Below are 24,156 nucleotides of genomic sequence, written 5' to 3'. Positions count from 1 at the left end.
TTCAACTGGAGATATCACATGAAAGCCTTGGAAGGAATCAAGGTCATCGATTTGACGCGTGCGCTCTCAGGGCCGTTTTGCGCGATGGTACTGGCCGACCTTGGCGCTGACGTCGTCAAGGTCGAAGCCGGTCCAAATGGAGATATGAGCCGCACGTGGGGCCCTTTCGACCGGGGGGTCAGCACGTATTATCTTTCGTGCAACCGCAACAAGCGTGGACTTTGCGTCGACCTGCGTGACCCTCGAGGGTTGGACGGCGTGAAACGCGTTATCGACGGTGCAGATGTCGTTCTCGAAAACTTCAAGCCGGGCACGATGGAGAACATGGGGCTCGGCTATGACGTGCTGAGCGCAAGGAATCCCAGGCTGGTCATGGCCAGTATTAGTGGATTTGGCGACACCGGACCGCTGAAGGATTGGCCGGGGTTCGACCAGATCGCTCAGGGGTACTCGGGGCTGATGAGTCTCACCGGGTTTCCGGGGGGCGAACCGACGAGAACAGGTACGGCAATCGGCGATCTAAGCTCGGGCCTCTGGCTTACCATCGCCGTCATCTCGGCGCTTTTCGAGCGAGATCGCACGGGGCGCGGGCAGCACGTCAGCACGTCATTGTTGGCAGGGCTCGTTGGGCTTCTCAGCGTACATGCTCAACGCTACCTAAGCTTAGGCAATGTGCCGGAGAGAACTGGAAATGCACACGCGGTAATTGCGCCTTACGGCGTATTCGAGACTGCGGACGGTCCCCTCAATATTGCGCCGATCACCACGGAGATGTGGCGCCGCCTATGCAAACTGTTAGAGCTGCCGCAATTGCCTAACGATTCGCGCTTCGCGAGCAACGAAGCACGCGTAGCAAATCGCGACGAGCTCAAGGGGATTCTTGAAAGTCGCCTGAAGACACGCGGCAAACGCGAATGGACAGAGTTGTTTGTTGCCGCAGGGTTGCCTGCGGGTCCAATTCATACGCTCGAAGAAGTGTTTGCTGACCCGCAGGTGAAGCACTGTGGGCTCGTCGAGGAAATCCACCATCGGACGCTCGGCCAGCTGCGTCAGGTGCCGACACCTGTGTTCAGTGCTGCGAGAAACGGGAAAGCCACCCCGCGCACAGCCACTCGCCGTGCACCGCCTGCGCTCGGTGAGCACTCAGCGGAGGTGCTGCGGGAAGCCGGCTATAGTGAATCGGATCTGTATGCGTTACTCGCCGCGGGCGTTGTTCATCAGGTTCCCCGCGTACCCGCGGAGGCTCCGGAGATCAATTTGGCCCAGAATGTGGAGTAATGGAATGAGTACGATGACATCGGAAGAGGCGGTCGAAGTCACGACGGAAATCATCGACGGGCGTATCGCGAAGGTACTGTTTCGCAATGCGTCAAAGCTTCACGCGTTAAATGGAGCGCTATTGGGCTCGATGGAGAAGCAGTTGACGGTGCTTGCATCGCAAGGTGTTTCGGTTGTCATATTGACGAGCGGGCTGGGTGAGAAAGTCTGGAGTGCTGGCCACGATATTGATGAGCTTGCGGAAGATCACGACCCAATTGCATGGGGTAAGCCGCTCGAAAGACTATTGCGCCGGGTGCGGACCTACCCCGGAGTCGTGATTGCAATGGTTTCGGGTTCTGTGTGGGGCGGCGCCGTTGATCTCGTCATGAGTTGCGACCTTGTGGTGGCGGATATGAGCGCCCGTTTTGCGATGACCCCTGCGAACATCGGTCTTCCCTATAGCACGAGCGGGCTGCTGCGCTTTGTGAACAACCTGCCTATTCACATCTTGAAGGAAATGTTCTTCTGTGCCCGTCCGCTTGAAGTTGAACAAGCGGAACACTTTGGATTGGTCAATCGTCTCGTGCAACAGGAAGATCTTGAAGCACTGACGCTAGAAATGGCGAGGGGTATCGCGTCTAAAGCGCCGCTTGCCATTACGGCCGTAAAAGAGCAGTTGCGTATCCTCGAGGATCTGGTTCCGGTTCCCGTTGACGCGATGGAGCGGATCACTGAGCTTCGCAGAGTGGCATGTTCAGGCGAAGATATGCGCGAGGGGCTAGAGGCCTTTGTGCAGCGGCGGGCGCCGCTGTTTCGCGGGCGATAGTGCTACGCACTGTTTATACTGAGGTGCTCAGGCGAGCAGAGGGATGCGGTGAGGCCGCCAAACCGTGTAATACGACATTCGTGCAGCAAAAAAATCATTGAAGGCCGCGTGACGACAGCTTCGTGGGGGGCGAGTGGTCCCGGCCATGTTCTCGTGACATGATTCACACGAATTTCCTTGTCTGCCGATGGGGTCGAAATGGTGCGGTAGAATCCAGAATATCGAATGATCGAGCGGACGTTGAGGCAACATGCCTGCAAGAAAACAGGGCGAAAATTGGGACGATCTTCGATACTTTCTAGCGGTGGCGAGGGCCGGCACGCTGTCTGCAGCCGCGGAGCGACTTGGCACTGAGCACACAACGGTCTCGCGTCACATCCAGTCATTGGAGCGCGAGCTCGAGGATCGGCTCTTTCATAAGAGCAACGCTGGATACGTACTCACCCCTGCCGGTGAGCGATTACTGCAAACGGCGGAATCCATTGAAAGTGCCTGGTTGCTTTCGAAGGCATCTACTGGCGCAAACAGGCAGCAACTTCAGGGTGTGGTCCGAGTTGGCGTACCGGACGGATTTGCCAGCATCTTTTTGGCACCTAAACTGCATGAACTGACAAACTTGCATCCGTTACTCGAGGTCGAACTTTTCGCGGCGCCGCAGGAATTTAGTTTATGGAAGGGGGAGGTTGATATAGCCGTCGGGCTCTCGGGTGCGGAGCACCTGCGAGTCGCGTCTCGAAGATTGACGGACTATCGAATGTTTGTGTACGGTTCTCGTAGTTATCTGGCTCAAGCTGAACCAATTCGAGTAGTGAAGGATCTGGAGCGCCATCCTTTTGTTGGTTATGTGGAGGAGGGGCTGTTTGCGCCAGAGCTTGACTATATCGATGTAGTCAGTGATCAACTCGTACCTCGCATCCGCAGTTCTGCACTACTCCCACAGGTGTTCGCGACACTGGCGGGAAATGCGCTGGGGATCTTGCCGGCGTATATCGCTTCTTTTTTTCCGACGCTCGTACGTGTGCTGCCAGATGAGATCGTACTAACGCGTTCGTTCCACATGCATGTCCACCAGGATCATCGAAAAGCCGCACATATCCGTGAGGTAGCGAACTTCATCGCAGATGCCGTTCGCCGTAATGCGCGCCTTTTTATGGGTGAGTCGATCTGACGACACCTCTGCTGATTTGTCGTGAGATCGTGCCGTGTGTCGCGAATCCGTAGGCGCCGCTGCGCAAGCGTTCTCCGTACCTGTTTAGCCCTCGATGTTGCGGCTTTCCGAGCGATGAAGAGCCGCGTGTATAGCAACTCTGCCAATTGCCGTGTTGGGATCGCTGAGAGAGTATTTAATCAAATTCAAGGCCATCAGCATTTCGTTGAATCTCCCTTGCTCGTCGACAGGAACTGAAAACTGGATGGATGCGTCTCGAACGACTGCCATACTTTTCTCGAGCGCTACAGAGGCCTCAGCCACAAGCACAGCATTAGCTTGTGTAAAGAGTCCTACTACAGCCGATAGCCCGGCTCGCGCCGTTGGTAAATTTTTTGATCCAGCGGATGAGGTGATTTTCGAAGAGGCCTCGCGAAAATCAATAACTGCAGTTCCGATTTCGAGCGAAGAGTTCAGCCACTCAAGTGACGAGGTGATTGGATAGCCATGATGTGGTGGAAGCATCAACTGCTGAGCGATTAAGTCCCGAGTGCCGCTCTCGAAAGTGGCACGAAGTCCTTTTAGAGGAGCCGAGTACGCATGAGAAACCTCTTTTTTCAATCGCGCTGTGATGCGTCTTCGGAACCAGATTGACGTGGCGGGAAGTATTAGCGCTTGGGCAATTGCTGCAACGAACATCGATAGAACGATCGCAATTGCATCATTGATAAAGGTATCAGGAGCAAAAGATTGTGGATTTTCTGGTCCGGCTAGCGCCGGCATGAATACACAGTAGCCGATTCCATAACCGGATATTTTTGCGCGTGTCATGACAAGTGCACCGGGAATTGTAGCTGTGGCGATGGCCAGCGACAGTAAAGGAAAGCCGTCGATTTGAGGATACACAAGAAACACAAGTGCGGCGCCCACTAGGCCTCCCACAACGGTTCCCCATGCGATCTGAGTTGCGAATCGAAAGGGATTCACTGCAGTGGAGGAAAGCGCGCAGATGGCTGTGCCTTGTACAAGAGCAGTCGCACCGCTTGGCCACGCAGTGGCCATCCAAAAAAAACCTAGAGACAACGCTGCGACGCCAGCACGAGCTCCCGCTGCCATTGCGACGAGAAGATCAGTTTTGGGTGTGAGCACTTCGAGCCACTCTTCGCGCGGGTGGCGCTCCTCATGTAAAGAAGCATAGGTGCGGACGTATGCCGATAGCTCCACGCCAAAACGTTCGAGTTGTGCTGTAGCGGTTTTGAGATTGAGAGACGGCGACGTTTTGCCTTCTTTGGCGACCAGTGCATTGGCTATCCGTCGATTCACGCGCACCCTAACCCGATCGAGATTGTGCGCCACTTGTTTCGCTGCTTCGTATGTTGAGAGCGCGGTCGAGGGCGTCGATAGTAACTTCCCCAAACCGGCAACGCAATGATTAAGCAAATTAATCGTTGTCTCGTCGCCCTCGCGGCGTAGCTGGTTCCGGAAGTGCACTAGGGAATGGAAGCGTGTAGACGCAGCCATGAGCTCCGCGCTGAGTCTCTGCATGCGCTGACTGCGGCGTTTCATGTCGTGACTTTCAAGAACCGCGACGACTCTGAGTGATTCGAAGTTCACTAGCGACGTAATTAGATGCTCGTGCATCGCTACGACATCCTCTACGTAACTGTCTGAAGGGAAAGACTTCGCGAGATACGACAGAAACTTTGAAGCTTGGGCACGCAGCGCAGCCTGAATCTGATTGCCTGCGTACGACGGGAAGACAAGGGCGCTAACAACGCTCGCGCAAATAACGCCTAAGGAAAGCTCGGCCACGCGTGTAGACGCGATCAGGAAGGCAGAATTTGGATCTTGAAGTGCCGGAACGCCAACCACTGCGGCCGTGTACCCTGCTAGGACAAAACCATAGGACCGCGAGTTTCTGTTCCTGGCTGCGCCAGCAGTGCAAATGGCAATCCAAAGGGCGGAAAGGATGATGAAAGCCTCGGGGTATTGTCCAACCGCGGCAATCAGGGTTATTGCCACAAAAACGCCAACGATGGTGCCCGCGACGCGGTAGAAGCCCCGTGCAAACACGAGGCCGGTTTGTGGGCGCATAACTATGAATACCGTGACCATTGCCGTTCGCGGTTGGGGGAGATCTAGGCGCATGGCAATCGCTAGAGCTAGAACTGCGGCAAGGGCGGCTTTGAAGGCAAAAAGCCACGCGAGTCCGTCCTCGTCGAACCACAGCCGTGCGCTATCTGCAATGAGGCTTGCGGTCGATTTTTGAGCGCACTGAGGGGAAGCATACTGCTGCGTCATAAGCACTGGTTCGCCGAGCCGCAAGAATGGATCTACAACTCTGCTGGCGAGTAGGAGTAACGCCCGAATCGTACGCGCCGCGTCAAGAATCCGCCACGGCTCAAACGCACGATCGTTGTGCATAAAATGAGTAACGAACTACGCGCTTGGGTGCAAAAATCGTCATATGATGGGCCATGTCGTGAGATTTCCGCACAATGGGCCCTTTGGTACCACGGTACGGCGACGCGCACCGAGTGCATCGTAAGATGAAGGGTGGAGATGGACAGAATCGATTCGATGAGGCTACTTATTCAGGTTGTCGATTCGGGAAGCTTTACGGCTGCAGCGCGCGCTGCAGAACTAAACACAGGCGCAGTTTCGCGCGCTGTCTCAGACCTCGAGAAACGTCTGCGCACTAGGCTTCTCAATCGTTCCACGCGACGTCTGTCACTAACCGCTGCGGGAGCGAGATATTTGGAACGATGTCGTTTGATTGTGGCGAATGTAGATCTGGCCGAGGAGGAGGCAACGGACGCACACTTGCACCCTACTGGCACGTTGAAGGTTCATAGTTACTCGTCAATCGGCCGCCGTTACGTCTTGCCGACCATTCGCCGATACCGGGAAGCCTATCCGGATATCGTTGTCCAATTGAGTTGCTCTCAGCAAATGCCTGATCTGTTCGATGGGAGCTGTGACGTCGCCATAGTTGCCGCGTTGGCTCTTCCGGACTCAGATCTGGTTGCGCACCAGGTAGGGTCGATATATGGCGTATTGTGTGCATCCAAGGAATACCTCGAAAAACGCGGCACTCCCCGCTTACCGAGTGAGCTTCCTTTACACGACTGCCTAACGCTTGAGGTAGCTGCTCCTGAGGCCGGACTGTGGACGTTAGATGGCCCCGCGGGCCGCGTGGAGGTTCCCATAAAAGGCGTTCTACAGACGAACGTGTCGGAAGTAATCGTCTCTGGAGTTACAAGTGGGATGGGAATCGGCATTCTGCCTCTATTCGCGGCAGTCGATGGTCTGCTGGATGGTACTCTCGTTCGTGTGCTGCCAGAATTCACGTTGCAAAGTATGAACATCTACGCGATTTATCCATCACGACATTTTGTAGATGCCAAGATAAAAACGTGGATGGAGTGTTTGCAGAGCAATATGCCTCAAGCAATTCAGGGGGACGAGCTAGCGCTGCTATCGCATCGGACTCTGATGTTCTCGGCTGTCGCGTAGATGGAGCGAGTTTCATCGCCTAACCGAGGAGTGGGTTCTACGATTGAGGCAGAAAATGGTGGTTCTGGCGATATCTCAAGGAAAATCTTTCGAGGTGCCCCATGTTTGATCGAAGTATGCCACTAGACCGTAACCGTGCATACAGAGAAAACGAGCCGATTGACGATATTCAAGATGGCGAGGCCGAGAATCACGAGTCGGCAGAGCGCAAAAATCAGCTGGTCCAGATCAATCTGGTCAGTCTTTTTCTGGCCGAAGCGATCGAGCTCTGCAATGCGGACCTGCTGCCCTGGAGGGATCACCGAGCTATCCCGTATCTGGATCGTGAGGACGAGATTGTCCAGTTGATCAGCGCCGCAGGAATCCCAGCTCCCCACTGCGAGCGGCAACTTACCAGACATTGATAGGGTTACTCACCGTCACTGGTATGCGTGTCGGTGAGGCGATCAATCTGGATCGGCAGGAATTCGATGCGCGCAACGGTACGCTCATTATCCGGGAGGCAAGGTTCAATAAGAAGCGGGAACTTCCGTTGCACCCAACGGCGGTCACGGCGCCTGAAGCGCTACCTTACCCGCCGCAACCGTGTTTCCTGCGCCGCGAGATCCGAGGCCCTATTCATTTCCCCGGCTGGCCAGTCGGCTCCTGTACTGCAGCGTTCACTGGACATTTCTGCGCCTAGTCCATTGAACCAATGAAATTGCACTGATCTAATAGTGCATGGGCAAAATGAATCTTAGGGCAAAGCTGATCAAGTCCACCGCATATCAATTCACTCCTGCCTTGTCGGGGAGCTATTGTTGAAAGTGGTGTACGCGGCGTAGGGAAGAAGCGGGAGAAGGCGGTGGCGATTGACGGAGAATGTTGCTTCTCACGGTAACACTTCCTCAATCGAACTCCACCGCCATGGCGAAACATACGCAGGATACGAGCGGCAGTCAAACGGCAGAAGCAGACATCAAGGGTACGCCCGGCCTGGACGATCTGATCCAGCAAGGAGCGCGGCGGATTATCCAGCAGGCAATCGAGGCGGAACTGGCGGCAATGCTCGAGCAGTATTCGAATGTGAAGACGAACGTCTCGCACATTTGACACCTGAACCGGCACAGGGCCCACAGCCGTGACGATCTCGCGCTCTGGCAGATAGCCGTTGCGCACGACCGTCCTCCGGCCATCGTCGGGCTCGGGGGTGAAGTTCAATTCGACGATCGTGCCGCCCTACGTGCGCAAGTCCCCGCGAGTGTCGTCATCGCTGCCGTGGCTGTACCTGCGAGGCGTCTCGACTGGCGACATGGGCGACGCGCTGTCCGAACTGCTCGGAAATCCCACTCCTTCGGCCTGCGAACTGGACTGCGGGAAGCGGGCCTGGTTCGACGGCGAATCGGGCATCGAGATCCCTGTACCGTCAACTAGCTTGACCGGGCGCCGACGCCACTTCCAGGCCGGTCTGGCCTGCTCGTGCAGTTGACGTCGTGTCTCGCGCGCCAACTCCCGCACCATCGTCAGCGGCAGTCTCTGGCGAGCGCGGCAGTAGCCTCCCGTACGCACACTCATGGGGCGCAGCCCGTCGGCTGCTCGCTGCGCGGCCCACCCGTTGACCGCCTTCTGACAGGAGGTGTCCTCTTCCAGCGCCTGGCGCATGAACATCGACAGCGTCACCGTCGGCGGATATAGCCGTTCCCGATGTTCTGGCAAATACGCTTCCGTTATGTCCAACAGCCCCGGGCTCGTCAGTATGTTGAAGTAGTCAACCGAGGACAAAGCCTCTTTCGTGCCGCGTCGCTGGGTGGTCGAGCGCAGCTTTGGCTGGTTGAATCGCTTCCGGCGGCTCACACGAGATTACGAGCGACTTCCGCAGACGCTTGCAGGGCTTCATTTCGTCGTCTTTGCAATGTTGATGCTCGTTCATGCTGCGCCGATTGTCCAAGGTTGCTAACACCCTCTTCTAAGGGCTGGAAGGGAGGATATACCGCCCCGTACCATTGGTGAGAGAAAGCATTCGCGGTGCCTGAGATGGTACGGTATCTGGGCCCTGAGCGAGCGCGGTGCCAGTATGAATAGCGGATACGATTTCAGTTTTCATACCATTGAGCATTGAGCGTGTGGGAGGCGCGCGAGAAACCCGCGAGTACTGTTCTTGGAGAGGCGCTAGTGCACTGGAGTGGACTTGTTGGTTTCGCCCATCAAGAAGGCTTTGTTTGCTTCTGCTACTTCCCGGATATATTCCCAAAGCGCCTTGACGCGAGCAATTTCTCGGCGTTCAGGCGGGGCCACGAGCCAGAAGGTGCGTCGGATGTCGACCTCTTTAGGCAGGATTGGAACGAGATCTCCGGTAACACTACCCAAAAAGCACGGAAGTACAGCGATGCCCAAGCCGGCCTTAACAGCCTGAGCTTGAGCGATGACGCTTGTGCTCCGGAAGGACGGCTTAAGAGATGGGAGCCAGCTGGTTAGTGAAAATTGTTGGGGAGAAAAAATGAGATCATCCACGTAATCGATCCAGCGATGATTAATCAAATCGTCTTTGTTCCGTATCTTCGAACTGCGCTCGAGATACGCCTTCGACGCATAGGGTAGAAGCCTGTACTCCGTCAACTTGCAGGTGACGAAGCTATTCGCGCTGGGCCTGTCGATTGCTACTGAGGCATCTGCTTCTCGCTTCGAGAGATTTAATGTCCGAGGTAGAGGAAGGATGTCGAGAGTTATGGCAGGATGACGGGAGCAAAAATTGGCAAGCTGTGGTGCGAGAAAGAACGTTCCAAATCCCTCAGTTGCTCCTAGTCGGATTTCTCCGCTCAATGCAACCGCGTCACTGAACACGGTTGTTTCCACAGCGGAGAGGGTGCTCTCTAGTTTTTCGACATGTTCGAGTAACCGATGTCCGGAACTCGTCAGACTAAGCCCCTGCGAGCTGCGTTTAAAAAGCTTTGTGCCGGTGTCCTTTTCCAGTCGCTGTATGCGCCGCGAAATAGTGGACTGGCTCATTCGAAGAATGTGGGACGCTTCTAGTCCAGACTGCGCACGGGCGGCGGCGAGAAAGACCCTAAGGTTGTCCCAGTCAAACTGGTTCATGACGCGTCCTTGATATGCAAATCACAGAGCCAATTCCGAAGGATGACCGCCTCATGTGCAGTGTCTCCGTCGAAAGGGTGCCTGTTGTGTCGTAGGAGGTAAGCGTTACGCGATTTTAGTGTTTGGGAGAACATCCTCAGTCTCTGCTCATCGCACAGCTTCCATCTTCTTCGGGGTTTTTAAAGGCGGAAGCAAGCACGATTGGGAAGATCATCAGGACAAGTACCGCGATCATGGCAAATCGCAGTCCCACGCGCTCTCCGAGGTATCCTAGCATCGGCGGACCTACAAGGAATGCAATGTACCCTAGCGTCGCAAGTACGCTGATACTGGTCTCAGGATCAGTGCCGGCCGACGCACCCGCTGACATTGCGACGGGGAAACCAAGTGACACGCCGACTGCCCACAGCACAGTCGACACCGCGGCGACTGATATATTAGGCGAGAATGCCACGAAAAGAATGCCCAGAGCAGTGAGGACTCCGCTCACGCGTGTCACGAAGGCAGGGCCAAAGTGGGTGAGTATGGCAGCTCCGCTGAACCGGCTAACAGTCATGGTTGCTGCAAAAGCTATGAACATTAGCGAGCTTCTTTCCTCAGGAAGCCCATGTACGTCAACCATCAGCAAAGGAAGCCAGTCATTGACTGCTCCTTCCGTTAGTGCCAATGTGAGAATAGTTAGGCCGCAGAGGAGCAGCCGGCGCTCCCTCGCAAGTGCACTAAAGAAAGCCACTCTCGGCGCTTGCTGTCGACTACGCCCATTATTTGCTGCTGCTACGCCACTCATCCTCTTCGCAACAAATAGGGTAGCCGGAGCCACGAACACACACGCGACGAGCATATGCCATTCGAACTTGAAGCCTTGCGCCATAACAAGGAGCCCACAGACTGAGCCACAGACGCTACCGAGGCTGTAACAGCCGTGTATGTGGGGCAATACTGAGCGCCCGAGCGCCTTCTCTACGTCAGCGCCTAAAACATTAACTGCGACCTCGGAAACAGAAACTCCGAGCCCGAGCAAGCTTAGACCAATGCCTACGGTCCAGGCGGAGGCTGTTAGCGTGCCTGCAGCGACTCCGATAAGTCCGGCTAGCGCCGCGAGTAAGCCGATGAGGATTGCGCGCCGGCACCCGATCCGCCTCGCTAGATTTGCTGCCTGGAGAATGCCAGTCATCGAACCGACTGCGGTGGTGACGCACAGCGAGAATTTGCCACCTTCTTCGGCTTCGCAGGTTGCTTGGACGCACTGCACCCGGAAGTCCGTACACAGGCGTCGTTTGCTTACGGTTGTCGTTGACGACGTAGTCGCATCCGCTTCGCGTTTGCCCTCAGACGACGTGGGCTGTTGTGTTCCAACATCTGGTCGCCTCATTGCGAAACCGGCTCGCGCTCTTGCGAGTGGAAGTCCTCGCATGCCAGGACACACGCAACTGTCCGCGACGAGTCAAGTACAAACCCTCAGACGCAATAGTAACGAGCTTCGGATTTCCTGCTCGACGCGCTTCCTCCAGCCCGCGCTTGCCGACCGCCTATTTGGTGTGTACGCGACGCCGCCTGTCGCTACTTCATTCATGTGCCCGCGTGCAAAAAGACTCTCTGATCGCTGCGGCGTGGCCGACTCGTCTCACTCCTCGCTATGCAATTTTGCATAGCCCTCTTCCAGTTGTGCCGCTCGAAAATGCAGAAATAGTGAAATAAGATATGGCTCAAGTTCAACTACAACTCTCGGAGACGTACCACATGAGTAAGCAGATTGCTCACTTCATCGGCGGCGAACTGACCCATGACACGGACGCTCGCAGCGGCCCCGTCTTCAACCCGTCCACTGGTCAGGAGGTTGCCCGCTGCGTCTTTGGCAGTCGTCAAACGGTGGATCACGCTGTCAAAGTGGCAGCGGAAGCAGCTGCCAAGTGGGGGCGGGCATCCCACGCAGCTCGGCTGGCGGTCGTATTCAAGCTGCGCGACCTCGTGATTGCGAATATGGATGTTCTCGCCGATGCCATTGGCCGCGAACATGGGAAGACGATCGCAGATGCAAAGGGAGAAATCGGTCGCGCAATTGAAGGGATCGAGTTCGCATGCGCAGCACCCCATGTCACAAAGGGCGAATACGCAAACAACGTGGGCGGTGACATTGAGGTATTTTCAATGCGTCGGCCGATTGGAGTAGTTGGATGTATCACGCCGTTTAACTTTCCGATCATGGTTCCTGCAGTCATGATGACGATGGCAGTCGCTGTCGGGAACAGCATCGTCTGGAAACCGTCCGAGAAAGTACCGAGTGCAGCTTTGGAGTTCGCGCGTCTTTGGAAGGAGGCAGGTCTACCGAATGGCGTATTCAATGTTGTTCAGGGTGACAAGGAAGTTGTAGACGCCATCCTCGAGCATCCTGGAATTGCCGGCATTAGCTTTGTGGGCTCCACCGGCGTCGGCGAATACGTGTATCAGAAAGGGACGTCTCATAACAAGCGCGTCGCTGCTTTTACGGGCGGCAAGAATCATATGGTCGTCATGCCAGATGCGGATCTGGAAGCTGCTGCAAGCGCCTTCGTTTCCGCAGGATTCGGCTCGTCGAGCCAGCGTTGCATGGCGGTGTCCCTGCTGCTTCCTGTCGGAAATGAGACGGCGGAGCGACTTCGGGAACTCATTATTCCAAAAATAAAGGCGCTGAAAGTCGGCCCGTACGATGATGCGACCGCCGATTTTGGGGCTGTGGTCAGCAAGGAATCGAAAGCATCCGTTGAGAAGGCGATTGCCCGCTGTCTCGAAGAGGGCGGTGAGATGGTGATTGACGGTCGGAATATTGAAATTCCGGGAAATCCGAACGGTTACTACCTCGGGCCGACGCTCTTCGATCGGATTACGGCGGACATGCAGATGTACAAAGAAGAGGTCTTTGGTCCTGTGCGAGGCATCATGCGACCGGCGACCTTCGATGAGGCCATCGCTATCACGAATAGCCATGAATACGGAAACGGTTCGGTGATCTTCACCCGAGACGGCAAGTCGGCACATCGTTTCATGATGGAAGTCGAATCCGGCATGATTGGAGTGAACGTTCCCGTTCCCCTGCCCACGTCCTATTTCAATTTTGGGGGGCTGCGTCGGTCGAAGTTCGGCGAAGGTCATCTCTATGGTCCGGACGCGGCGCGCTTCTATACGAAATTGAAGACTGTGTCACAGCGTTGGCCTGAGCCTGACGACGGGGCACTGCCGATATCGCTCGCATTCAATCCAACCGCATGAACTGACTGAGTAAATTCAAGCGACGTCCCCGGAAAGGGGCGTCTGCTTCGCTCAAGCGTAGTTGCGGATTACTCAGAGGATGGTCCTATGAAAGCAGTTTTGATTTTCCAGGAGGAGGGTAAGGAAAGGCCAACCCTTCGATACCAAGAAGTAGATGAGCCCACACCTGGCCCGACTGAACTCCTCGTTTCCGTCAAAGCTGCAGGAATCAATCGTATTGACCTGCTCCGATCGACTGCTCATGGAGGGCCTGCCGCTGGCAAGCCGCTCATTGCCGGTCTTGAGATGGCCGGTGATGTAATCGCAGTCGGCAGCGAGGTGACCGGATTCAAAGTTGGCGACAAGGTAATGGGCATGACTACCGGAGCCTATGCAGAGAAGGCGATTATCGACTGCCGCGTAGCGAATCCCATCCCTAAGGGATTCGGCTACGACTACGCGGCCGCGGTTACAACGGTCTACCCGACTGCTCATAACGCGCTCGTCACCAACGGTCGATTCACCAAAGGCAAGACGCTTCTGATCCAAGGTGCAGCCTCGGCTGTGGGCGTGGCGACGCTGCAGATTGCAAAGGCGATTGGAAGTGAACTCGTGATTGGTACTGGGCGGAACCGTCAGAAAGCGGCCGACCTCGAAAAGTACGGCATCAACCACTTCCTGGTAAAGGGTGAGAACAACATCGCTCAGCGGGTCCTCGAACTCACTGATGGCCGAGGTGTTGACGTTGTAATCGACATGGTCGGTGGAGGCGCACTTGCCGATAACCTTGCAAGCGTGGCGCTGGGGGGGCACATCGTCAGTGTCGGCTGGATGGGAGGCACCAAGGACGAACTCGACCTCGATACGCTTGCGCGAAAGCGGGTGTCGCTGGTCGGCGTTTCCTTCCGGACGCGGACGCTCCAGCAAAAGGCCGAACTTTTTTCGGAGTTTCGGCGAGATATCTACCCGCTGTTCGAATCCGGAAAGCTGACGCCGCTCATTCAGACAGTTTATCCCCTCGCCGACGCGCTTCGAGCACAAGAGGATATCGCGTTAGACAGGCATCTAGGAAAAATGATCCTGCATCCCTGAAAGCAGATAAGCCAAGAAAAAATCTGGAGACATCATGGAAGTTGGATTTATCGGCCTCGGCCATATGGGTGTTCCGATGGTCAGGAACCTCGTTGCTGCAGGTATGCGTGTTCACGTCTACGACCTGTCTAAGCCAGCGATGGAACAGGCGTCAGAGTTTGGTTGCGTTGCAACTAACTCTGTTCCGGAGCTGGCATCTAGAGTCGATGTTGTCGTCACGATGCTGCCTAAGCCCGCCATCGTGCGGGCGGTGATGTGTGGTGCAGAGGGTATCCTTGCGCATTCGAAGAAAGGCTCGCTTGTCATCGACTGCAGCACCAGCGATCCGCAAACGGCAGTTGAACTTGAAGGTCTAGCGAAGGCGTCTGGGCAGCATTTGATCGACGCGCCTGTATCTGGCGGGGTGCCCGGTGCGAAGGCCGGTACACTCACTTTTATGGTTGGGGGCTCGGAGTTCGGATTTGCGGCTGCCCAACCGGTCCTTTCAGCAATGGGGCGGAATATCGTTCATTGCGGGCCCGCAGGGAGCGGGCAGGCAGCAAAACTTTGCAACAACTTGCTGCTCGGCGTTTCGACGGTCGCCGTATCTGAATCGATGTGCCTTGGAGAGCGTCTCGGACTCAGCCCAGATGTACTCGCAAAAATTATCAATACTTCATCTGGACGATGCTGGGTCTCGGAAATCTATAACCCCTATCCAGGTGTCGTGAAGGACTCGCCAGCGTCGAACGACTTCTTGGGCGGATTCGCGTGCGACTTGATGATCAAGGACCTAACCCTTGCGCTTGATGCCGCTCACCAGGCTGGTCAGGCGCTACCGATGACGGCCACATCCAAGCAATTCTTTCAATTGGTCAGCCAGCAAGGTGACGGGCAAAAAGACATATCAGCAGTCGTAAAGCTTTTCAAAAAATAATAATCCGGAAAAGCCGGAAAATATATTAGGAGACAGTCGATGAAAAAGCATGCTGTTACTGCGGCAATCTCAATGTTTGCTCTTGTGGCGAGTTCATGCGCTTTTGCGCAGGATCCGAAAATCTCCGACGGTGTCGTGAAGATCGGGATTCTGACAGACATGTCAGGAAACTACTCGGAATTCGCAGGGCCCGGTGCTGTCGCCGCGATCAAGATGGCGGTCGCCGACTTTGGCGGGAAGGTACTTGGCAAGCCGATTGAAGTTGTCGTCGCTGACCATCAGAACAAGACGGACATCGCCGCGACCAAAGCGCGTGAGTGGTTTGATACCCAGAACGTTGATGTGATAGCGGACCTGACTAACTCGTCCGTCGCGCTCGCAGTCAGTCACATTGCCAAGGAGAAGAATCGTATCGCAATCGTTGCCGGGGCGATGACCGAGCGGCTAACGAACGAGGAGTGTAGCCCGAATACTGTTCAATACGTGGCGGACTCGTATGCATTTGCGAATGGAACCGGGAAATCGATGGTCGACCGCGGTGGCAAGACGTGGTTTATCCTCGCGGCTGACTATGCATTCGGTACGCTGATGCTCGACCGGCTGACAACTACCGTTACGCAAAACGGCGGCAAGGTTCTCGGGTCGGTCAAACATCCGCTTGGCGCATCGGACTTTTCTTCGTTTATGCTTCAAGGTCAAGCGTCGGGGGCAACGGTTATCGGCCTGGCGAATGCTGGTGTTGACACCGTCAACGCCATGAAAACGGCACAGGAATTCGGCATTACGAAAGACGGTAAGCAAAGTATTGTGGGACTCGCCACCATGATCACCGATGTCAATGGTATGGGTCTCTCTGTTGCCCAGGGCATGCTGCTTACGGATCCGTTTTACTGGGACATGAACGATGAGACGCGCAGCTTCTCGAAGCGCTATTTCGAAAAGATGAAAAAGATGCCGAACAGTGTGCAGGCCGGCGACTATTCATCAATCATGCACTATCTGAAGGCTGTCGAAGCTGCTGGTACGGATGAAGCTGGCCCTGTCATGAAGAAAATGCGTGAGATGCCAATCAACGACTTTTTCGCGAAAAACGGTCGAATTCGTGAAGATGGTCGGATGGTTCACGACATGTACCTTTTCCAGGTGAAATCCCCGGCGGAGTCTAAGCACCCATGGGACTACTACAAGTTGATCAAGGTCCTTCCTGCGGATACAGTGACGATCCCCGTCAACAAAAGCCGATGCCCCCTCTTGCAGACTAAGACCTGAGTCGGACAAACAACTCCCATTGAGATCGGACATGCCACGCTGTCAGTAAGAAGTCCATGCAGTCCGACCCGTGTAGAGAGAAGGTTATATGACACTTTCTCTCTGCTGCGGCATATCCACTCTGTCTTGGCTGTAGTTGAGCGGACGGATACACGACGCGACTAGTGTTTTGCTAGTCATTAGACGTGGTAATTCGCCCAAATATGAAAGATCACTGTGTAAGGGGGCGCCCTTGCTGTTCGAGCCAATCCTTGAGACGCGCGGTCTCTCCAAGGAGTTCCGTGGTTTTGCCGCGGTATCCGATGTCAACTTGAAGGTCCAACGCGGGCATATACATGCGCTGATCGGTCCAAACGGCGCCGGAAAAACTACCTGCTTCAATCTTCTTACGAAGTTTTTGACCCCCTCCGCCGGTCAGATCTATTTCAACGGACACGATATTACGGCCGCGTCGCCGGTTCGAATTGCGCGGATGGGCGTAGTTCGCTCGTTCCAGATATCTGCAGTGTTCCCGAATCTTAGCGTGCTCGAGAACGTTCGCATTGCGATGCAAAGGAAAATGGGAAATTCATTGCATTTTCTTAAGCGACGAAGCGCGCTTAATGCTCTGAATGAGCGCGCAATGAGCTACCTGGACGAGGTAGATTTATCTGTATTCGCGGACGTACTGGCGGGTGAGCTTTCTTATGGAAGAAAGCGGGCGCTGGAAATCGCGACCACTCTGAGTACCGAGCCGGAACTCATGTTGCTCGACGAGCCAACTCAAGGGATGGGACACGAGGACGTCCACAATGTAACTGACCTAATCAGGAAGGTATCCGATGGGCGAACGATTCTGATGGTGGAGCACAACATGAGTGTCGTCTCGGGCCTATGCGACATGATCACGGTGTTGCAGAGGGGTTCGGTAATCGCAGAGGGACCTTATGAGGAGGTCTCTTCGATGCCGAGCGTAATCGAAGCTTACATGGGATCGGAAAGCTTCTGAGGAGCGCAGAGTTTTCCAGTCGAATACCCACGAAGACACTGAGGCAGAACGATGAGAACTGCGCTTGAGCTTACGAATCTCCAGGCCTGGTATGGCGAATCGCACATTCTGCATGGAGTAAATCTTTCGGTTGGAGAAGGTGAGGTGGTAACCCTGCTTGGCCGAAACGGGTCCGGTCGTACAACGACTCTGCGCGCGATTATGGGGCTCACGACGTCACGAAGTGGCTCAGTGAAGATCGATGGTAGAGAAGTCATCGGAATGTCGACTTACAGAACCGCACGGTTGGGCGTGGGTTACTGTCCGGAGGAACGAGGTATTTTCAGTGGCCTAACAACTGAAGAAAATCTCAAGCTTCCACCTCTGATTCCCCGGGCAGGAAAGGGAATGCCGATGAGCGAAATCTACGGCATGTTTCCGAACCTAGCCGAGCGTCGGGAAACGCCGGGCACGCGCCTTTCTGGAGGTGAGCAGCAAATGTTGGCTGTCGCTCGAATTGTAAGAACGGGTGCGAAGCTCCTCCTGCTTGACGAAATATCAGAAGGGCTTGCGCCCGTCATAGTACAAGCCCTGGCGGAACTCGTCCGAGATCTGAAGGGGCGGGGCTATACGATTCTCCTTGTCGAACAGAACTTCGAGTTCGCATCGCGTTTGGCTGACCGGTTGTACGTGATGGAGCATGGAAGAATCATTGACGGTTTCCCTGCTAGTTCGGTTGACGTGCGCCGTTCCGATCTACGCGAGAAGCTCGGAATCTAAGGGAAAAGCGATGACGGAAATATTTGGATTGCCGGTTTCAGCACTGATTGGCCAGCTCATCATTGGGCTAGTAAATGGCTCGTTCTACGCGATCCTCTCGTTGGGACTTGCAGTAATCTTTGGCCTTTTGGGGATCATCAATTTTTCCCACGGTGCGCTCTATATGATGGGTGGGATCCTGACGTGGATGGGACTCAATTATCTAGGTGCCAGCTACTGGGTCATGCTGGTTGCGGCGCCTATCATCGTAGGGTTGATCGGTGCGGTGATGGAGCTGACGTTGCTGAAGAGAATATATCGAATCGACCCTGTCTACGGACTGTTGCTCACATTTGGCGTAGCCCTTGTGATCGAGGGCGGATTCCGGTCAATTTACGGGGTTTCTGGGCAACCTTACTCAGCACCAGATGAGTTAGCGGGCGTGTTAGACCTTCATTTTCTTACCTTACCGACCTATCGCGTCTGGGTGGTCTTGGTTTCGGTTGTTGTATGTGTCGCTACGTGGTTTCTGATAGAGCGAACGAAGGTCGGCTCATACCTGCGCGCGGCTATCGAGAATCCTAAGCTCGTAGAAGCGTTCGGTGTCGATGTCCCGTTTATGGTCACGTTGACATACGCGGTTGGTGTTGGTCTGGCGGCACTTGCTGGTGTTCTTGCCGCTCCCGTCATTCAAGTGTCCCCTTTAATGGGATCGAATTCAATTATTACCGTCTTTGCCGTTGTGGTGATTGGCGGAATGGGTTCGATTGCAGGTTCGATTGTGACGGGACTTTCCCTTGGTTTAATTGAAGGATTGACCCGGGTTGTCTATCCAGAGTTGTCGGAGACGATTGTCTTCATTCTGATGGCCTTGATCTTGGTTGTGCGTCCTGCCGGTTTATTTGGGAAACAGCGATGAATGATATGACTTTCGTGAAGCGGTTGAGCGCTCTGGCCGTGTTAGCTTTTTTAGTTGCAGCTCCGGCGGTTGTATATCCGTTGTTGCTCATGAAAATTATGTGCTTCGCTCTCTTCGCCAGCGCGTTCAATCTGCTGTTCGGATTTGCCGGGCTTCTGTCTTTTGGCCATGCTGTCCTGTTTGGGGGTGCCGGCTACATCACAGGTCTGATGGTGCGGGATTTGGGCTTTCCGCTCGAGATCGGCCTTTTAGCGGGTGTCTTGGGTGCCGGTGTCGTCGGTTTCGTGATGGGAATATTCGCCATTAGACGGGAGGGGATCTACTTCACGATGATCACGCTCGCTCTGGCACAGATGGCTTATTTCCTCTTTGTCCATTGGTCCTTTACGGGCGGCGAGGACGGGATGCAGAACATCCCACGGGGTTCGGTCCTTGGCATTATTAGTCTACGTAGCGATTTGTCTACCTACTACGTTGTCTTGGGGATCTGTGCTTTGGGATACGGCGCAATTCTCAGGATAGTGAACTCACCGTTTGGACGGGTGCTTGCGGCGATCAAGGGAAATGAAGCGCGAGCCGTTTCGTTGGGCTACGATGTAAGCCACTTTAAGCTTCTGGCGTTCGTCCTGTCTGCAATGCTGTCGGGGCTTGCCGGCTCGACCAAAGCTCTGGTGCTTGGATTCGAAACGTTGAATGATGTTCACTGGAGTACTTCAGGGCTGGTCGTGCTGATGACTCTTGTCGGTGGGGTGGGGACGTTCGTCGGTCCAGTGATTGGAGCGATACTTATCGTCGGGCTGGAAGACCAGCTTGGGTCGATTGGTGACTGGCTAGCGAATAACACTCATGTGGAGTGGTTTCGAACTCTTGGTGACTCAGCGTCGATAGTTATCGGACTAATCTTTATCCTCTGTGTGCTGACGTTCCGAAGTGGAATTGCTGGCGAAATGATTGCACTTGGCAAGCGTTGGCGGCGACAGTGGACGTCTCGTGGCAATAATGAGGCGTTGGATGGTGTCCGGAAACTCGGATGATGACAGGCCCATTTGCGGACATGGGCAGCAAAGAGGTGCGGACAGGCTCTGGCTCGTTAGCTGTTTTCCATTCGCGGGCACCGCGATGAAGCATGACCGCCTTGCTCTCATATTCGCCAGTTGCACTCGGAGTCTAGAGTCGGAGTTCAACGCTTTTTTGTATTCCACATTACGCTTGAAGTTCAATGTATTTGGTTCGTGTCCATGACCTGCCCGGAATGGGCGATGCCACGCCAACATCGTACGAATGGTCTTCAGGAGAACGCCAATGCGTCGAGTTGTAGTCCGGGACTTGAGTGGTCCACTTGCGATGACCGTCGAGTCATTCGAGAAGCCAGCGCCAGCAGCAGGTGAAGTCCTGATTCGTGTTGAGGCGACGGGGCTTGGTTTCGTTGACGGCCTTATTGTTCGCGGCAAGTATCAGATACAGCCTGAACTGCCATATGTGCCTGGAGGTGAAATTGCGGGGGTTATAGCGGCCGTTGGAACAGGCGTCGAAGATGTCGCCGGGGGAGACCGGGTGGCTGTTTGGCAACTCGGCGGTGGGTTGGCCGAATATGCCATCGCTCTAGCGAAGGATATTGTCGTCCTGCCGGAAGGCCTTGATGCACGAATAGCGGCACTGGCATTTGTGGACTACCTCACCGCACATTACGCTCTGGTTGAGCGGGGATGCTTGCGGCGAGGTGAGACAGCGCTGGTGCTGGGGGCGGCCGGAGGTGTTGGTCAAGCGGCGATTCAAACCGCGGCGGCACAGGGCGCTCGAGTAATCGCGGTGGTTTCATCCGCGGCTAAGGCTGCAAGGGTGGCGGAGTTGGGTGCGGCTGAAGTGATAGTGCATCAGGCTGACCAAAGTTCGTTACGCGAGAGTTTGAGAGACCTGGACGTAGATGGACGAATCGACGTTGTTTTCGATCCGATTGGTGGCGAAGACTTCGAGTCGGTGTTCCGTTCATTGGGGAAGGCGGGCCGCCATTTGGTCGTCGGGTTTGCGTCAGGGACGATACCGAAGCTGCCTGCAAACCTGACTTTGCTCAAGTCCGCAAGTCTCGTCGGCGTTGATGTTCGCCACTTTGTGCAGGCATCGCCGGATGAAGCGCTTTCTGTCGTCAGAAAAATATTCCGTTGTTTCACCGACGGCTCTCTGAAAGAGCCACTTTGTTTGAAATACTCCTTGGACCAGGCGGGAGAGGCGTTTGCGCGACTATCTGAGCGAGGCAGAATAGGGAAGATTGTTGTCGAACCCTGACGTTGCTTGCTTGAGCGATGTATGCGGGAGCGCAGTGTTGGGCGGTATCCGTTAGCGCAACCCGCCAGAAGTCTGAACCTCGGAATACGTAACCTTGATCGTGCCAGTAATGCCAGTCCGTGACTGCCAGCCGTGTTGACTTATCGCTGCTCAGCGAAACAAGCTGGGCGAGGCCGTAGGAAACGCCCCAGTGTCCCTCCGAACCTGTCACTGCGATTGACGCGGTTTTCGCGTTCAGTCTGACGGTAAGCGATCCATTTGCGGCGCCGCTCAGAGTGAAGTGACGGAACTCGTGGGACGTGGTAGAGGGATAGATCAGCGGAGGTCGACGGGCATTCGCCATGGAACGAGCGCCTCGTAGTCGTCGGCTGTCTTTGCCAGGGGCAGGCGCTCGAACAGCCAAGTCAGGTAGTGGTATGGATCGATACCATTGGCCTTGCAGGTTTGAACGTACGCGATCCATTATCGACGTCTACCCAGCGGCACCCTGAGCGGGGAGCATAGGTGTCCACCTACCGTGAAGGTGGACACCTATGGCTGACAAAGACTCAGAGTTAAAAGTAGTTCGCAAGAGTGCCGACGGTCGTCGGCGCTACGACGAGAAGAGCAAGCGAGTATTGATCGAGGCCGCGTTGCGGCCGGGCGTATCGGTGGCCCGGTTAGCGCCAACGCACGAAGCACAACGAAAGCCCAGCCTGTCCACAGACCTCATGCAAACTGAGGTCGGCGGACATGGATTGGCGTCCCAGCCAGGCTGACACTTCAGTCGTGTCCGGCAAATCAGAACAAGCCTCGCGCCCGGTTGCGCAGAGCAACCGGAGCTGGCTCCACGAGAGCCCCGCACCTGATCACCGCCGCAAAACAAGTGAAGCGTTATCGCTTATTGGGGCAGCAGTCTTCTCGCCAACGCGTCACCGAATCAGCGGCGGGAGGGAGATACTGCCCTCCATAAGCAGCGTATTGTGGTAGCAAAAAAATATATGGAGACGAGAATGAGAACCCGGTTCAGAATTCGCCGAAGCCCGACTATTGTGAGTGTTCTATTCGCAGCATTAGCCGTTGCCGTATCTGGCTGCGGCGGCAATGACGCCGCACCGGCAAACGTCGCGGCCGTGACGCCAGCCGAGAAGTGCAGTGCGTTGGCTGGTATGACTGTTCCTGCCAGCTCTATTGGGTTGCCGACAACCGGTGCCACTATCGTGTCCGCGACGCTCGTTGCCGATACCGATTCTGGTAACAGCAATGGCGAGTACTGCAAAGTGCTCGGAACTATTCACCCGGTCGATTTCAATGCGCCCGATATTCGGACGGAGGTGGACCTTCCGACTAACTTCAACGGAAAAGTTGTTCACTTTGGTGGCGGGGGATTTGACGGCACCATAGCCAGTACCGAGGGCTCACCCGCTGACGGGTTCTTACTCGGGGCGGAGCCCGCGGGGGTCAGTACGCCGTTGCGCAGGGGTTACGTAACGGTGGGAAGCGACAGCGGGCATGAGGGTAACGCCCTGGACGGTTCGTTTGCAGCTAACGATGAGGCACTCGCCAACTACGCAGGCGACCACATTAAGAAGACTCATGATTTCGCAGCCTACATTGCAAAGGCACGATATGGCTCGGACTTCGTGCACAGTTATTTTATTGGTGGTTCGAGCGGTGGACGGCAGGGTTTGATTGCGGCACAACGGTTCCCGCAAGACTACGACGGTATCATTTCCACCTTTCCCGCGTCGGAAATAACTGGACTATGGCTCCAGATGGGCAGGATCTCGCAATCTTTGCTGGCACCTGGAGGATACATCACGCCTGCTAAAGGCAAGGCCGTTCTCGCAGCCGTCATGAAGCAATGCGACGCTCTGGATGGCGTCGCCGACGGCATTGTCAGTAACCCTGCAGCATGCGTATTCGATCCAACGGTGATTCGCTGCCCAAGCGGGGCCGACACCGGGGATAGTTGCTTGTCAGACGCGCAAATCAATACGATGACCACCGCTGGCACACCGCTTAACCTTAGCTTCAATCTGGCAAACGGAATTCAAACTTTCCCGGCGTATAACGCGTTCTCCGGGGCGGACTTCTGGTCCACCGGCCTGGCTTGGGGCGCGTCAGCTGCCGATGCGGTGATAGAGCCTGGGGTGGTCGGCGAGAGCGCATTTTATTACACCTTCTCAAACGACATGCTCCGGTTTGCGGTCGCCCGCGACGCTGCATCCAGCATTCTGAATTTTAATCCTGCGAACCCGGGATCATTAACCTCGCGCATTCAGGCGGTAAGCGCACTCATGGACAGCACCAGCACTGATTTGAGTCAATTCCAGCGCCGCGGCGGCAAGATCATTCTCCAGCACGGGCAATCAGACCAGTTCATTCCAGCGCAATTGTCGATTGATTACTATAACCGGCTGGTATCCCGATTCGGACAGGGGCCACTCAGTCAATCTCTGAAGTTCTACCTGGTTCCGGGCGCGGCCCACGGCGTCGGCGGACAGTTCAATGGTTCATATGACGGTCTAACGGTGTTGGACAACTGGGTGACGAAAGGAGTTGAGCCCAAAGATCTGACTATCACCGACCTGACTCCGGCAACAGCCGGACGTACGAGGCCCATGTGCGAATACCCGCATTGGCCCAAATACATCGGTGGTGACCAGAATCTGGCGGCGAGCTTCTCGTGCTCGAATTAGCCCGGTTCGCCGGGCGCGCCAATCGGCTGACACCTACGCCGTCCGGAGGGGCGGGGTGGACCATTTAGTAGTGGAGTTGCGCCACAACCACTTGAGGAACGGAGGCCCCAGATGGATGATACGACATGCGAAAGTGTCAGCGCAGACGTCGGGGCCTACCTCGATACTCGCAGGGCTGGCCATAGTGACTAATTGGGTGGCCAACCGCCCCTTACTGCAGGTTT

The 24,156-nt window shown here is 55.4% G+C and carries 20 protein-coding genes and 4 pseudogenes; 19 read left to right on the top strand and 5 right to left on the bottom strand.

Annotation, left to right across the window (positions count from 1 at the left end; translation table 11 throughout):
* The first annotated feature begins 18 nt into the window (after positions 1-18).
* From M3A49_RS22000 to M3A49_RS21990, 3 genes are all read left to right on the top strand, one after another.
* Positions 19-1,278, top strand: a complete 1,260-nt coding sequence (locus M3A49_RS22000; protein ID WP_266230841.1) for a CaiB/BaiF CoA transferase family protein — start codon at positions 19-21, stop codon at positions 1,276-1,278.
* Between the two features lie 4 nt (positions 1,279-1,282).
* Entirely contained in the window at positions 1,283-2,086 is an 804-nt protein-coding gene (gene scpB / locus M3A49_RS21995) for a methylmalonyl-CoA decarboxylase (RefSeq protein WP_266230840.1), read from the top strand.
* Between the two features lie 250 nt (positions 2,087-2,336).
* Positions 2,337-3,254 carry a LysR family transcriptional regulator gene (locus tag M3A49_RS21990; RefSeq protein WP_266230839.1) on the top strand — a complete coding sequence of 306 codons (918 nt, stop codon included), beginning with the start codon at positions 2,337-2,339 and terminating at the stop codon, positions 3,252-3,254.
* 84 nt (positions 3,255-3,338) lie between these two features.
* Here M3A49_RS21990 and M3A49_RS21985 read toward each other — a convergent pair whose 3' ends face one another.
* Complete coding sequence (locus M3A49_RS21985; RefSeq protein WP_266230838.1) at positions 3,339-5,534, bottom strand: FUSC family protein; 2,196 nt, start codon at positions 5,532-5,534, stop codon at positions 3,339-3,341.
* A 261-nt stretch (positions 5,535-5,795) separates the two neighbouring features.
* Between M3A49_RS21985 and M3A49_RS21980 the strand changes: the two genes are divergently transcribed.
* From M3A49_RS21980 to M3A49_RS21970, 4 genes are all read left to right on the top strand, one after another.
* Complete coding sequence (locus tag M3A49_RS21980; protein ID WP_323183241.1) at positions 5,796-6,749, top strand: LysR family transcriptional regulator; 954 nt, start codon at positions 5,796-5,798, stop codon at positions 6,747-6,749.
* Between the two features lie 101 nt (positions 6,750-6,850).
* Positions 6,851-7,153: a hypothetical protein gene (locus tag M3A49_RS21975; protein ID WP_266230837.1), complete on the top strand. Its 303-nt coding sequence runs from the start codon at positions 6,851-6,853 to the stop codon at positions 7,151-7,153.
* A 23-nt stretch (positions 7,154-7,176) separates the two neighbouring features.
* A complete protein-coding gene (locus M3A49_RS42725) occupies positions 7,177-7,431 on the top strand; it encodes a hypothetical protein (protein WP_416338993.1) in 255 nt (84 codons plus the stop codon).
* A 179-nt stretch (positions 7,432-7,610) separates the two neighbouring features.
* Positions 7,611-7,841, top strand: coding sequence for a hypothetical protein (locus tag M3A49_RS21970; RefSeq protein ID WP_266230871.1), 231 nt, complete (start codon positions 7,611-7,613; stop codon positions 7,839-7,841).
* A gap of 225 nt (positions 7,842-8,066) precedes the next feature.
* Here the strand turns inward: M3A49_RS21970 and M3A49_RS21965 are convergent.
* Positions 8,067-8,582: pseudogene (locus M3A49_RS21965) on the bottom strand (IS4 family transposase); the annotation flags it as partial.
* Here M3A49_RS21965 and M3A49_RS21960 point away from each other — a divergent pair.
* A pseudogene (locus M3A49_RS21960) lies at positions 8,503-8,685 on the top strand (transposase); the annotation flags it as partial. The pseudogenes M3A49_RS21965 and M3A49_RS21960 sit on opposite strands and share 80 nt — an antisense overlap.
* A gap of 212 nt (positions 8,686-8,897) precedes the next feature.
* Here M3A49_RS21960 and M3A49_RS21955 read toward each other — a convergent pair.
* Positions 8,898-9,821, bottom strand: coding sequence for a LysR family transcriptional regulator (locus M3A49_RS21955; RefSeq protein ID WP_266230836.1), 924 nt, complete (start codon positions 9,819-9,821; stop codon positions 8,898-8,900).
* A gap of 136 nt (positions 9,822-9,957) precedes the next feature.
* Positions 9,958-11,193 (bottom strand): MFS transporter, encoded by a 1,236-nt coding sequence (locus tag M3A49_RS21950; protein ID WP_266230835.1) that lies wholly within the window; start codon positions 11,191-11,193, stop codon positions 9,958-9,960.
* Between the two features lie 368 nt (positions 11,194-11,561).
* On the opposite strand from M3A49_RS21950, the gene M3A49_RS21945 reads away from it, so the two are divergent.
* The 9 genes from M3A49_RS21945 to M3A49_RS21905 all read left to right on the top strand — a co-directional run bounded on the left by M3A49_RS21945 (position 11,562) and on the right by M3A49_RS21905 (position 21,251).
* The gene (locus M3A49_RS21945; protein ID WP_266230834.1) at positions 11,562-13,067 is read left to right on the top strand and encodes a CoA-acylating methylmalonate-semialdehyde dehydrogenase; all 1,506 of its coding nucleotides are present in this window, start codon (positions 11,562-11,564) and stop codon (positions 13,065-13,067) included.
* Positions 13,068-13,154: 87 nt separating this feature from the next.
* A complete protein-coding gene (locus M3A49_RS21940) occupies positions 13,155-14,138 on the top strand; it encodes a zinc-binding dehydrogenase (protein WP_266230833.1) in 984 nt (327 codons plus the stop codon).
* A gap of 34 nt (positions 14,139-14,172) precedes the next feature.
* Positions 14,173-15,054, top strand: coding sequence for a 3-hydroxyisobutyrate dehydrogenase (mmsB, locus tag M3A49_RS21935; protein ID WP_266230831.1), 882 nt, complete (start codon positions 14,173-14,175; stop codon positions 15,052-15,054).
* 39 nt (positions 15,055-15,093) lie between these two features.
* Positions 15,094-16,323 (top strand): ABC transporter substrate-binding protein, encoded by a 1,230-nt coding sequence (locus tag M3A49_RS21930; protein ID WP_266230829.1) that lies wholly within the window; start codon positions 15,094-15,096, stop codon positions 16,321-16,323.
* Positions 16,324-16,558: 235 nt separating this feature from the next.
* Positions 16,559-17,311, top strand: coding sequence for an ABC transporter ATP-binding protein (locus M3A49_RS21925; protein ID WP_266230865.1), 753 nt, complete (start codon positions 16,559-16,561; stop codon positions 17,309-17,311).
* 51 nt (positions 17,312-17,362) lie between these two features.
* Entirely contained in the window at positions 17,363-18,070 is a 708-nt protein-coding gene (locus M3A49_RS21920; RefSeq protein ID WP_266230827.1) for an ABC transporter ATP-binding protein, read from the top strand.
* Between the two features lie 10 nt (positions 18,071-18,080).
* The gene (locus M3A49_RS21915) at positions 18,081-18,968 is read left to right on the top strand and encodes a branched-chain amino acid ABC transporter permease (protein WP_266230825.1); all 888 of its coding nucleotides are present in this window, start codon (positions 18,081-18,083) and stop codon (positions 18,966-18,968) included.
* The gene (locus tag M3A49_RS21910; RefSeq protein ID WP_266230824.1) at positions 18,965-20,002 is read left to right on the top strand and encodes a branched-chain amino acid ABC transporter permease; all 1,038 of its coding nucleotides are present in this window, start codon (positions 18,965-18,967) and stop codon (positions 20,000-20,002) included. The genes M3A49_RS21915 and M3A49_RS21910 overlap by 4 nt, the downstream gene beginning before the upstream one ends.
* Positions 20,003-20,270: 268 nt before the next feature.
* Positions 20,271-21,251: an NADPH:quinone oxidoreductase family protein gene (locus M3A49_RS21905; protein WP_266230822.1), complete on the top strand. Its 981-nt coding sequence runs from the start codon at positions 20,271-20,273 to the stop codon at positions 21,249-21,251.
* Between the two features lie 315 nt (positions 21,252-21,566).
* On the opposite strand, the pseudogene M3A49_RS21900 reads toward M3A49_RS21905, so the two are convergent.
* Positions 21,567-21,701: pseudogene (locus M3A49_RS21900) on the bottom strand (transposase domain-containing protein); the annotation flags it as partial.
* 83 nt (positions 21,702-21,784) lie between these two features.
* On the opposite strand from M3A49_RS21900, the pseudogene M3A49_RS42720 reads away from it, so the two are divergent.
* Together M3A49_RS42720 and M3A49_RS21895 are read left to right on the top strand one after the other, a co-directional pair.
* Positions 21,785-21,925, top strand: a pseudogene (locus M3A49_RS42720) (IS66 family insertion sequence element accessory protein TnpB); the annotation flags it as partial.
* 318 nt (positions 21,926-22,243) lie between these two features.
* A complete protein-coding gene (locus tag M3A49_RS21895; RefSeq protein ID WP_266230820.1) occupies positions 22,244-23,932 on the top strand; it encodes a tannase/feruloyl esterase family alpha/beta hydrolase in 1,689 nt (562 codons plus the stop codon).
* Positions 23,933-24,156: the final 224 nt, after the last annotated feature.

Origin of the sequence: Paraburkholderia sp. CNPSo 3076, assembly GCF_026343935.1 — a bacterium.
Lineage (GTDB): Bacteria > Pseudomonadota > Gammaproteobacteria > Burkholderiales > Burkholderiaceae > Paraburkholderia > Paraburkholderia nodosa.
The sequence above is the reverse complement of the archived record's forward strand: the minus strand, read 5'-3'. Positions and strand labels throughout refer to the sequence as shown.